Source organism: Marinilactibacillus piezotolerans (assembly GCF_900114235.1).
GTDB lineage: Bacteria > Bacillota > Bacilli > Lactobacillales > Carnobacteriaceae_A > Marinilactibacillus > Marinilactibacillus piezotolerans.
Map to the genome: position 1 here is coordinate 47,579 of NZ_FOSJ01000012.1, position 10,941 is coordinate 58,519.

General features: G+C 36.8%; 13 protein-coding genes. 6 read left to right on the forward strand and 7 right to left on the reverse strand.

Going from position 1 to position 10,941, the window contains the following annotated elements:
- Positions 1-19: 19 nt before the first annotated feature.
- Positions 20-328, forward strand: a complete 309-nt coding sequence (locus BM212_RS04580; protein ID WP_091896711.1) for a hypothetical protein — start codon at positions 20-22, stop codon at positions 326-328.
- 43 nt (positions 329-371) lie between these two features.
- On the opposite strand, the gene BM212_RS12575 is transcribed toward BM212_RS04580, so the two are convergent.
- Together BM212_RS12575 and coaA are read right to left on the reverse strand one after the other, a co-directional pair.
- Positions 372-539 carry a hypothetical protein gene (locus BM212_RS12575; protein WP_177206318.1) on the reverse strand — a complete coding sequence of 56 codons (168 nt, stop codon included), beginning with the start codon at positions 537-539 and terminating at the stop codon, positions 372-374.
- A 28-nt stretch (positions 540-567) separates the two neighbouring features.
- Positions 568-1,491 (reverse strand): type I pantothenate kinase, encoded by a 924-nt coding sequence (gene coaA / locus BM212_RS04585; protein WP_091896714.1) that lies wholly within the window; start codon positions 1,489-1,491, stop codon positions 568-570.
- A 296-nt stretch (positions 1,492-1,787) separates the two neighbouring features.
- On the opposite strand from coaA, the gene mvk reads away from it, so the two are divergent.
- The 5 genes from mvk (at position 1,788) to BM212_RS04610 (ending at position 6,533) form a co-directional block, all read left to right on the forward strand.
- On the forward strand, positions 1,788-2,741 hold the full coding sequence (gene mvk, locus BM212_RS04590) for a mevalonate kinase (protein ID WP_091896717.1): 954 nt from the start codon (positions 1,788-1,790) through the stop codon (positions 2,739-2,741).
- Complete coding sequence (gene mvaD, locus BM212_RS04595) at positions 2,734-3,708, forward strand: diphosphomevalonate decarboxylase (protein WP_091896720.1); 975 nt, start codon at positions 2,734-2,736, stop codon at positions 3,706-3,708. The genes mvk and mvaD overlap by 8 nt, the downstream gene beginning before the upstream one ends.
- Positions 3,709-3,767: 59 nt before the next feature.
- Positions 3,768-4,844, forward strand: coding sequence for a phosphomevalonate kinase (locus BM212_RS04600; protein ID WP_091896723.1), 1,077 nt, complete (start codon positions 3,768-3,770; stop codon positions 4,842-4,844).
- 91 nt (positions 4,845-4,935) lie between these two features.
- Positions 4,936-5,988 (forward strand): type 2 isopentenyl-diphosphate Delta-isomerase, encoded by a 1,053-nt coding sequence (gene fni, locus BM212_RS04605; RefSeq protein WP_091896725.1) that lies wholly within the window; start codon positions 4,936-4,938, stop codon positions 5,986-5,988.
- Positions 5,989-6,038: 50 nt separating this feature from the next.
- Complete coding sequence (locus tag BM212_RS04610; protein WP_091896728.1) at positions 6,039-6,533, forward strand: hypothetical protein; 495 nt, start codon at positions 6,039-6,041, stop codon at positions 6,531-6,533.
- 62 nt (positions 6,534-6,595) lie between these two features.
- Here the strand turns inward: BM212_RS04610 and BM212_RS04615 are convergent, their stop codons facing one another.
- From BM212_RS04615 to BM212_RS04635, 5 genes are all read right to left on the reverse strand, one after another.
- A complete protein-coding gene (locus BM212_RS04615) occupies positions 6,596-6,916 on the reverse strand; it encodes an AzlD domain-containing protein (RefSeq protein ID WP_425434171.1) in 321 nt (106 codons plus the stop codon).
- Positions 6,909-7,628 carry an AzlC family ABC transporter permease gene (locus BM212_RS04620; protein ID WP_091896734.1) on the reverse strand — a complete coding sequence of 240 codons (720 nt, stop codon included), beginning with the start codon at positions 7,626-7,628 and terminating at the stop codon, positions 6,909-6,911. Before BM212_RS04620 ends, BM212_RS04615 begins: the two co-directional genes overlap by 8 nt.
- Before the next feature lie 97 nt (positions 7,629-7,725).
- Complete coding sequence (locus BM212_RS04625) at positions 7,726-9,036, reverse strand: pyrimidine-nucleoside phosphorylase (RefSeq protein WP_091896737.1); 1,311 nt, start codon at positions 9,034-9,036, stop codon at positions 7,726-7,728.
- 165 nt (positions 9,037-9,201) lie between these two features.
- Complete coding sequence (locus BM212_RS04630; RefSeq protein ID WP_245750931.1) at positions 9,202-9,963, reverse strand: TPM domain-containing protein; 762 nt, start codon at positions 9,961-9,963, stop codon at positions 9,202-9,204.
- Positions 9,964-9,999: 36 nt separating this feature from the next.
- Entirely contained in the window at positions 10,000-10,566 is a 567-nt protein-coding gene (locus BM212_RS04635) for a LemA family protein (RefSeq protein ID WP_072694150.1), read from the reverse strand.
- Positions 10,567-10,941: the final 375 nt, after the last annotated feature.

Here is a 10,941-nt window from a genome sequence, read left to right on the forward strand (position 1 = left end):
ATGGAGGTTATTTAGAAATATGGGACTATTAAATGTTGGAAGTTTGGTATTCGGTTTACTGGCATGGGGATTACCTCTATTTAATTTGTTCAATCCAAAAGCAAAAGCAATAGAATTCTATTGGGACGCAATATGGAGTTTATCTTCCTGTGGTATTGCTTTATGCTTTCAAATTATTTATACAAATTATATCGTTACAATCGAAGATTGGATTGCATTAATGGATACAGCCCAAACAGTGGCCGTCGCTTCTGCTACTCTATTAATTATGACTATTTTATTGAATTTCACTGCATTAATTATCCTTAAAAAGAAACAAGTAGAATAGTAAAAAACGGTTCACTTATTTGAAGTGAGCCGTTTTTTTACCATTATTCATTTTCTTGTTCGCGTTTTTCTAGTAAGCCAATCAGTCGATCCAATTTCACATTTTTCTCCTTTGTTAAACTAACCATATCGTAACAAAGCTTCAGAAAAAAGATAATTGCAGCAGGAACTGCCAGATATAGTACAATCATGAATAGAGATATAAATATCATGGATAAACCTCCCATAGTTTCTTCTTTTTTAGTGCTTTTTCAATAGTAACTGGTCAATATAATGATCTGTTGTTTTATGGATGATCATGTCCGCTCTGAATCGAGTTGGTAGAATATATTCTTCTAAATTGGTTAAGTTGACATCCTGCCAAACCTCTTTAGCCATATCAAACGCTTCTTTTCGATTACCCATGGCTACATCATAATAATAATTGGTAGGATTCTGAAAAGCCGTATCTAAAAGCAGTCCGAATCGTTCCAAGTACCACTTTTCGATTCTTTCGGGTTCTGCATCTACGTAAAAACTGAAATCAAAAAAGTCGCTGACAAAAATCTTCTCATTCGCTGGAAGTTGCAGAACATTGATTCCTTCGACAATCAAAATATCCGGCTGATCAATTACGGCCTGTTCGTCCGGAACAATGTCATAAAATTTATGCGAATATACAGGGACTTCAATATTTCTACGGCCGCTTTTAACATCTCCCATAAACGTAATTAATCTTTTCATATCATAACTTTCAGGGAATCCTTTGCGGTCCAAAATATTTCTTTCTTTTAATACTTCATTTGGGTACAAAAATCCATCTGTCGTAATCAAATCTACTTTTCTATTCGGATATGCCCGGTCGATCATAGTCTGAAGCAGTCTAGCCAATGTACTTTTCCCTACCGCCACACTACCAGCTATGCCAATAATATAAGGATCCTTCTTAGCAGGCTGATTTAGTAATATTTTCATTTCTCGCTGTCGTTCATCATAATATCTGATATGGGTGTGCAGAACTTGAAGAATCGGTACATAGATCTCTTTAACATCTTTCAAAGAAATCCGGTCATTTAATGAACGTAAGGATTCTAGTTCTTCATCTGTTAAGGTTAACCTAGTATGTTCGTTTAATGCTTTCCATTCATCTCTTTCAATAATATAAAACGTATCTGATTCTTGCATGCGGTTAAATCCTCCGCTCCTATAGTGTCGATTTCGAGTACAAGTTTACCAAAATTTTTCGTTCTTGACTATCATTATCGTAAAGCGCTTAAAAAATGGTTATATTTTTATCTTTCAAGTACTTTCTATTTTTTTCTCGGTAATCATACTATTTTTTGGTTTCTTTAAGTAATTTTAAACTTAAACTGGTACGATATATTGGAGTATAATAGCCAAATATAGTAGGATTAAACTACACGTATGTGACGGTATATCTGAATTATATTATATAAAAGAACTTATAAGGAGTTGACAGGATGAAAACTCTCTCCGATCAAGCCATTGGAACGGCTCACGGAAAGATTATATTAATTGGAGAACATTCAGTGGTTTATAATGAACCCGCAATTGCTCTTCCTTTCCCGGCTGCTAATGTAGAAGTTCGCATAAAAGCTATTGAAGGAGAAAGCAAAATTTTTTCCAGTTATTATAACGGACCACTAGCAAGTACTCCTGTTTCCCTATATAACCTTAGACGTACAATTGAAACAATTTGCGAAGATTTAAATGTGGATACTTCTGGCATGCTGATTACAGTATCCAGTCTTATTCCCCCTGAAAGAGGAATGGGATCTAGTGCAGCAGTAGCAACTGCTCTAATTCATGCTTTATATAATTTCTTTGAATGTTCTTTGGACAATGAAACTTTACTTTATTATATTGGAATCTCGGAAAAAATTGCTCATGGAAACCCTAGTGGTTTAGATGCTCGTATTACAAGTGGTACAAAACCTGTATATTTTATCAAGTCAAAATCTCCTGAAACATTCGACTTACAGGTTACTGGTTATCTAATTGCTGCTGACACTGGTTTAAAAGGACAGACACGAGAAGCCGTCCAAGACGTTGCAAAGTTGCTGAGAAAATCTAAAAGAAAAACAAAACTTCTTATTTCATCACTTGGTTCATTGACGGCTCAAGCAAAGTCGGCAATTGAAGAAGATGATATAGCTGCATTAGGCAGGATTCTTTCAAAAGCTCATCGTCATTTATCTGATTTAAGTGTTAGTAATGAAAAGTTAGATCACTTAGTCCAAACTGCTCTAGAGCAAGGGGCGCTTGGCGCTAAACTAACCGGAAGTGGTCGAGGAGGCTGTATGATAGCCTTAGCCAAAACGTTCGATCAAGCTAAACATATCGCAAATGAATTAATGAAGAATGGAGCCGTTGAAACTTGGATCCATTCATTAGGAGTCAATACACATGAGTAAATGGGTACGTGCACATACAAATATTGCATTGATAAAATATTGGGGAAAAGAAAACGAAGAATTCATTATTCCAAAAAATAATTCTCTTTCTTTGACATTAGACGCTTTTTATACAGATTCTAAAGTTACATTCGACTCTTCTCTAAAAGAAGATCAGCTGATTCTTGATGGTGAAAAACAAGACAGCATAGCCTTAAAAAAAGTCTCTACTATTTTGGACATTGTCAGAGATAAAGCTGATTTTACTGATTTTGCCCTTGTTGAAAGTATCAATTATGTTCCGACAGCTGCTGGTTTAGCTTCTTCAGCTTCCGGCTTAGCTGCTTTAGCAGGAGCTGCTAGCGCTGCTGCAGGGTTAAATTTATCCTCAAAAGAACTTTCTCGTCTCGCACGCAGAGGGTCCGGATCAGCTTCTAGAAGTATTTATGGCGGATTTGTTGAATGGGAAAAAGGTACAAACGACGAGACTTCTTTTGCACATCCTATTGATAATGCTGACTGGGATATTGGCATGCTTTTTATTATTGTTAAACAAGCGAAAAAAGACGTATCTAGTCGAGATGGTATGCAAAGGACCGTCGCAACCTCTCCTTTCTATGATGGATGGTTAGCTACCCTTGATCAGGATTTGACAGACATCAAGATTTCTATAGCAGAACAAAGCATCAATAAAGTAGGCGCAATTGCAGAACGGAATGCTTTGAAAATGCATGCAACAACTTTAGGTGCTCAGCCTCCTTTTACGTATTGGACAGCCGATAGTATGTTAGCAATGGAAGCAGTTCGTACACTTCGCAAGGAAGGCTATTCTGTTTATTTTACAATGGATGCCGGACCCAATGTTAAGGTTATTTGCAAACAGTCTGAAATGAGTAAAATCAAAAAAGCATTAATGTCTTATTTTGACGAAGAGCAAATTATTTCTGCTAAACCTGGCCCTGGAATCCAAGTGTTGGAAAATGAATAATTAATTTTCTAACATACATAAGCATAAACCAAAATCGAATTAGAAAAGGATCGGATCGAATGAATCAAGTAGTAGCCTCGGCTCCTGGCAAATTATATATTGCTGGTGAATATGCAGTGGTCGAACCTGGACACCCTGCTATATTAGTAGCAGTAGACCAGTTTTTGACCGTTAAAGTAAGCCATTCAGAAACAGTTGGCACCATTCATTCTTCACATTATTCGAATATTCCTTTACAGTGGAGAAGAGAAAATGGCAAGATGATCGTAGATGAAAGAGAAAATCCCTTTCACTATTTACTGGCCGCTATTGATTATACAGAGCGTTATGTAAAAGAGTGTAAAAAAGAATTGTCTATTTATCATCTTGGTGTGGAAAGCGAACTAGACAGCTCAAGCGGACTGAAATATGGTCTGGGATCCAGCGCTGCGGTTACTGTAGCAACAGTCAGAGCTTTACTTAAATATTACGATTTAGATATAACCGATGATCTCGTATTCAAATTATCTGTTCTCGCTCATCTATCCGTTAAAAGTAATGGATCATTTGGAGATATTGCAGCTGCAACATATACCGGCTGGCTAGCATACAGCAGCTTTGATAGAGAATGGGTCAGAGAAAAGCTAAATACCCATAGCATCACAGCCCTAATTGAATTAGACTGGCCTGCTTTTATGGTGGAACAATTATCTCCTCCCGAAGAATTAAAACTTTTAATTGGCTGGACGGGCTCTCCTGCTTCTACAACTAGCCTAGTTGATCAGGTTAGAGCTAAAAGAGAAGCCAAAGAAGAAAACTATCAATTCTTTTTACAAGAAAGTAAATCATGTGTAGAAAAAATGATTCGTGCTTTTAGAGATAAAGATCTCTCTGCCATTCAAAAAGAAATTAGACAGAATCGTCTGCTTTTAAAAAATATGAGTGAAAGTACGAGAGTTCCGATTGAAACTTCTGCGTTACAGACTTTATGTGATTTTGCTGAACAATATAATGGTGCAGCAAAATCTTCTGGAGCCGGTGGAGGAGATTGTGGAATCGCCTTGTTTGATCGTAAAGCCAGTTTGCTTGATTTAGTTTCAAAGTGGGAAGAACATGATATTACCCTGCTTCCTCTACAAGTCTATACTCGTTCATGATAGAATCAAAAGTATACAAATTAAGATATTAATTCTAAAAATATTTGAGAGTTCCAGAAGGTTTTTAAACTGACATATTGGAGAAAACACTATGCCAAAACAAAATAATCGTAAAAATGAACATGTATCTCTATCAGAAAAATTTTATGAGCAAGGAGTGTCTTCATTTAAAGATATTCGCTTCGTGCATCATTCTTTTCCCCAGATGGATGTAAAAGATGTGGATTTATCCGTAAGCTTCAATGGACTGGATTTCGAAGTTCCTTTCTTTATTAATGCTATGTCAGGCGGTAGTCGCTGGACAGGTAAGGTCAATGAAAAACTTGCTATTATTGCACGTGAAACGGGTTTAGCCATTGCTACTGGTTCTGTTAGTGCTGCTCTGAAAGATCCAGAACAAGAGAGTACGTTTAAAGTGGTAAGAGAAACTAATCCCAAGGGGCTAGTTTTTGCAAATTTAGGTGCTGGACATGGTCTGAAAAATGCTAAAAAAGTCGTTGATATCCTTCAAGCTGATGCACTGCAGATTCATATCAATGCACCACAAGAAATCGTTATGCCTGAAGGTGACCGGGAATTCTCAGAATGGATCAGTAATCTTCAAGAGATTGCTGAAGGTCTTGATGTTCCAGTCATCGCAAAAGAAGTCGGATTCGGAATGAGTAGAGAGACTATTCATCTGCTCGAATCTATCGGCATCAAGCTAATTGATATCAGCGGCAGCGGTGGTACAAACTTTGCGCAAATCGAAAACTATAGAAGAACTGATCAGAAACTTGACGATCTTGAATCTTGGGGTCAGACGACTGTCGAGTCACTATTAGAAGCCCAAGAAGTCGTGCAACATGCTCATATCATTGCCTCCGGCGGTATTCGCCGACCAATTGAAATTGTTAAAGCTTTATCCTTAGGTGCTTCTTTAACAGGACTGTCTAGTCAATTTATGCACATGGCTCTGGAAGATGTTGAACAAGCGATCGAAACTATACAGGGCTGGAAGTCCGAATTAGCTAGTACGATGACACTTTTAGGCGCAAAATCTATCACAGACTTACAAAAAACGCAGTTGATTATATCAGGTCAATCGGCAGACTGGTGTACAGCTCGTAATATCTCAATCCAAAAATACGCTTCTCGTTCATAACGAGAAACGTATTTTTTATTAGTTTATTCCTATTGATGAAAGGATATATTATGAAGAAAGATCAAATTCAAAACCCAACTTTATTTTTAATCTGGAGAACCCTCTACATTCTAATTCAATGTACTTGGAGTATTCCACAGACTTTTATTGGTTTTCTTCTATTTCTAATGTATTTTAGCCAGTCTCATACATTTTACCATGGAAGTATTCATACTAAATGGAATCGACTTGATGGTCTTTCCTTGGGTCTATTTATTTTTACACCAAATGAATCAGACCATACCCTTTTAAAAGGCAGAGATAAAAAACAATTCCAGCAAAACTGTGAAAGGATGACCGTACATGAATATGGACATACTTATCAGTCACTCCTACTGGGTCCATTATATTTACCGCTAATCGGACTTGTTTCTTTTTTATGGGCTAGATTACCAAGATATCAGAAAATGCGTAAAAAACATGGTGTCCCTTACTCTTTTTGCTGGACGGAGCAATGGGCAAACTATTTAGGAGAGAACATTTTAAAACAGCCTTCACTTGAATAGCAGTTTTCTCAAACATATCAATATCGAAAATTTTTATAGATATTAGCCGTTCCATTTTACAATTATAAAAGAACCCATAATAAAGTAATACCACCTAACCCTATGGTTATAGACCATAATAAACTTTTCGTTTTATATGCTACCAAAAAAACCAGTATTGAGGGAACCAATTTAATATTAATCCCTGGGTTCACATTAAAAGAACCGTTCCAGAAAAATATGTCTGAAGCAACTAGTGCTGCAAAAATCGAAACGGGTATGTAAGTCATCCAGCGACTAAATGAAGGTGAGATTTCTTTCTTACTGAGCAAAAGCATCGGCAGTAATCTTGGAATATAAGTTACTACTGCCATACCTGCAATCAATGTCCATTGGCTATTCAATCTCATTACTCCCTTCAAATTCTGGTTTTGTATGTCTATTCTTCCTCACTTCTAAATAGTATCCTACAAATGAGGCAAATACGGTTGCAATGACGAGTGAGATATTATGCTTAAATAAGACCATCAAGAGTACTGTAGTCCCTGCTGAAACTATGCCAGCTATTAAATGCTCTCTGGAAACGAATTGCAATACTAACATACAAGCAAACATGGCAATTAATGCATAATTCATGATTACAGTATTGACCTGGAATTGACTACCAATTGCTCCGCCAATGACTGTACTCATTACCCAAGTTCCATAAGTTGATAAACTCATTGCCATCGCTTCATCAGTTGACCAGTTTCCTTCACGAAATTTTGTATAATTCAGTCCATATGATTCATCCGTTAGAACATGGCTGAATAAAGATATAAATCCAAATGATCTTTCTTTTACAAAACTGGATAAACTTGCTGACATTAACACATGTCTTAGGTTCAAAAAGAATACCATTATGATAACTGAAGGAATAGAGGCTCCTAAAACGATCATACTTGCTGCCAGAAACTGTGCAGCTCCTGCATATACAAGCAAACTCATTATGCCAATCCCTAAAACACTCATTCCTGCATCATATAAAACAACTCCACAGGCTATCCCTAAAGCTATATAGCTGATAATGACCGGAGAACTTATTTTCACTCCACTCTTAATTGTTTCTATTTTCATTCAATTCTCCTTTTTCCATATCAGTTTTTTCTTGTAAAAAAAGAGACCTTCAGCAAAGTTTAATAAACTTTGCTTATTCTCTTTTAGAACATAAGGATTAATTTTTTCTTTGAATAATTTCATGAATTAATTTTAAAGGTTCAGCTTTATCCGCAATATGCATATTTGCTTGAATTGTTTCTTTTACAGTATCATCAATTTGTTTGTTTGAGTACAACGTTGCCAATGATTCACCTGCCGTTACTGAGTCTCCTACTTTTTTATGCAAATATACTCCCGCAGCTAAATCGATTCTGCTATCTTTGGTTTCTCTTCCAGCACCAAGTTTCATTGCAGTCAATCCGATTTGATCGGCTACTATTGTGGAAATAACTCCCGATTTTTCTGCTTGAACTTCTACTTTATTTGTTGCTTTCGGAAGAACTTCGTCTGTATTTTCTACTACAGTGGAGTCCCCACCTTGTGATTGGACAAATAATTTAAATATTTCAAGTGCTTTCCCGTTATGCAGATTCTCTTCCAGTTTTGCGCGAGCTTCTTCAAGAGAATTCCCCACTCCACCAAGATAAGCCATCTGACTTCCGAGAACGAGACAAAGTTCTGTTAAATCTTCAGGTCCATTCCCTTTTAATGTTTCGATTGCTTCTTTTACTTCTAATCCGTTACCAATCGCATTCCCTAAGGGCTGACTCATATCAGAAATAACCGCCATCGTTTGGCGTCCAACAGAATTTCCAATTTCGACCATTGCCTCTGCCAGTTCTTTGGCTTGCTCTACGCTCTTCATAAATGCTCCTGCGCCAGTCTTAACATCTAAAACAATAGCATCTGCTCCAGAAGCAATTTTCTTACTCATAATCGAACTTGCAATTAGCGGAATGGATTCTACAGTACTTGTTACATCTCTTAAAGCATATAACTTTTTATCTGCCGGCGTTAAGTTTCCAGACTGCCCAACAACTGCAACTTTGTTTTTATTCACTAACTTTATAAATTCTTCTTTCGATAATTCAACATGGAAACCAGGAATAGCTTCTAACTTATCAATTGTACCTCCTGTATGCCCCAGTCCCCGTCCACTCATCTTCGCTACTGGTACTCCAACACTAGCTACGAGTGGTGCTAATACTAACGTTGTGGTATCTCCTACTCCTCCAGTGGAATGTTTATCTACTTTAACACCAGCAATTTCAGACAAATCAATTTGTTCCCCAGAAGCAACAATCGCCATTGTTAAGTTACTACGTTCATCCTTTGTCATTCCATTAAAATAAATCGCCATTGCCATAGCACTCATTTGGTATTCTGGAATACTCTCTTCAGTATATCCCTTAATCATCCAATCAATTTCTTGTTTAGTTAATTCTTTATTATGTTGTTTTTTTTCAATTAAATCGATCATTCTCATATTATATTCCTCCAAGATGATTTAAATATCTTACTGTAAAGAACGAATTATTCTATTATCCAAGCTTAATTTTGCTAACTTATGCATTAAAGTTTGCAGTACCCGATCTGTATTATTGATATTTAAACGTACGAATGAAAAGAAAAACTATTTTGAATTACAGATTTAAAATCCTCTAGAGGATCCGCCGCCTCCGGACATACCGCCTCCACCAAAGGAACCGCTGTTTCCACCACTAGAGGATCCGCCACCGAAACCACCATAATAGCCGCCAAATCTGCCGCCTCGACCTCGACCACCTCTATTGCCACCAATGAAACGACCACCGATCATAATAAGCAGCACCAAGATAATCCAATAATTATTTTCTGAATCAGATGATGATTGCTGTGGTTCAGGTACAAATCCAAGTATTTCTTCCTGGTCATAGCCATATTCATCGTTGACGGACTGTGCTATATTTGTGAAGATACCATCTACAGCTGTAGAGTAATCATCAGATTCTAATGCATCCATCTGGTTATCAATCATTCGCCCTGCACTAGCATCCGTGATAGCGCCTTCTAGTCCATATCCGACTTCGATTCGAATCTGTCGATCATTTTCAGAAATCAGCAAGAGTACTCCGTTATCTGTTTCTTCTTGTCCGATTTCCCATTTTGTAAATAATTCAGTTGCATACTCTTCTACGGACAATCCGTTTAGGGACTCAACAGCTGCAACAACGATTTGTGGTTGTTCATCTGTATTTTCATAATTTTGATTGACATTTAATATGAAAGTCTCTACTTCTGAGTCAATAATATCAGCTTCATCGTAGACATAAAAATCAGTTGATGCTTCTGGCAGAGAGCTTGCTGATACGGTCATAAGCGGGTTGAAAATCACAAGTAAAAACCCTACGACTAGTATAATTGATTTTTTCAAAGATGATGATCCTTTCCTTATAAGCAGATTTTAAACCTATTCAAAGTCAACAGTAGGTGCATCTTCAGCACCCTCATTTGCTTCAAAATAAGGACGCTCATCAAACCCTGCAATACTGGCAAAAATAGATGTCGGGAATGATTTCACTTTTGTATTGTACGTACGAACGACTTCATTAAATCGACCACGTTCAGTTGCAATACGATTTTCTGTTCCTGCTAATTCGTCCATTAAAGCTGTCACATTTTCGTTTGATTTCAGCTCTGGATAATCTTCAACAGAAACCATTAAGGATCTTACTGCTGTATCTAATTGCTGATTTGCCTCAATACTTTCATCAACAGTGTCAGCGGAAGCAACCCCCGCTCTTGCATCTGCAATAGCTGTAAATATTTCCTGTTCATTATCCATTGCACCTTGAACGGAGCTGACAAGATTCGGAATTAGGTCATAGCGGCGTTGTAACTGAGATTCAACCTGTGCCCAAGACGAATCCACTTTGCTTTCTGATTCAATTAGACTATTATACGACCCCACTAAAGGAATTCCCATCAAAATCACGGCCAAAATGGCCCCTACAAGTACTTTCATTTTGTTTGACATGAATTAAGCTCCATTCTCTTGTTTGTTTTTTATTTATCATAGATTCTTAGTATCATTGTATTCTAATCTTCTCTCTAGTTCAATTTTTTTTTATTGTACTCATAGAATTCAGTATTAATATGAGTCAACTCAGTGTCCGTACCATATTAAAGTCAGCCATTTATCTATAACAGAAAAATATTAATAAATCATGGTTTTATAATAAATGATGCTAGTAGTAGTTCCTCACCAGCATCATTTATTATAGAATCGAAAAAATAAGCAAAAGAGAACTTAGATCCAGTCAAGTCCATAATCCTGTGTAAAATACTATACAACGTTTCTATTGTTTCTTACTTGCTAAAATTTATATACTTTCTTGTAGAACTAATCCAT

What these genes read in the sequence shown, in the direction of transcription:
- BM212_RS04580 (WP_091896711.1), top strand. Translation starts at nt 20, where the DNA reads ATGGGACTATTAAATGTTGGAAGTTTGGTATTCGGTTTACTGGCATGG.
- BM212_RS12575 (WP_177206318.1), bottom strand. Translation starts at nt 539, where the DNA reads ATGATATTTATATCTCTATTCATGATTGTACTATATCTGGCAGTTCCT.
- coaA (WP_091896714.1), bottom strand. Translation starts at nt 1,491, where the DNA reads ATGCAAGAATCAGATACGTTTTATATTATTGAAAGAGATGAATGGAAA.
- mvk (WP_091896717.1), top strand. Translation starts at nt 1,788, where the DNA reads ATGAAAACTCTCTCCGATCAAGCCATTGGAACGGCTCACGGAAAGATT.
- mvaD (WP_091896720.1), top strand. Translation starts at nt 2,734, where the DNA reads ATGAGTAAATGGGTACGTGCACATACAAATATTGCATTGATAAAATAT.
- BM212_RS04600 (WP_091896723.1), top strand. Translation starts at nt 3,768, where the DNA reads ATGAATCAAGTAGTAGCCTCGGCTCCTGGCAAATTATATATTGCTGGT.
- fni (WP_091896725.1), top strand. Translation starts at nt 4,936, where the DNA reads ATGCCAAAACAAAATAATCGTAAAAATGAACATGTATCTCTATCAGAA.
- BM212_RS04610 (WP_091896728.1), top strand. Translation starts at nt 6,039, where the DNA reads ATGAAGAAAGATCAAATTCAAAACCCAACTTTATTTTTAATCTGGAGA.
- BM212_RS04620 (WP_091896734.1), bottom strand. Translation starts at nt 7,628, where the DNA reads ATGAAAATAGAAACAATTAAGAGTGGAGTGAAAATAAGTTCTCCGGTC.
- BM212_RS04625 (WP_091896737.1), bottom strand. Translation starts at nt 9,036, where the DNA reads ATGAGAATGATCGATTTAATTGAAAAAAAACAACATAATAAAGAATTA.
- BM212_RS04635 (WP_072694150.1), bottom strand. Translation starts at nt 10,566, where the DNA reads ATGTCAAACAAAATGAAAGTACTTGTAGGGGCCATTTTGGCCGTGATT.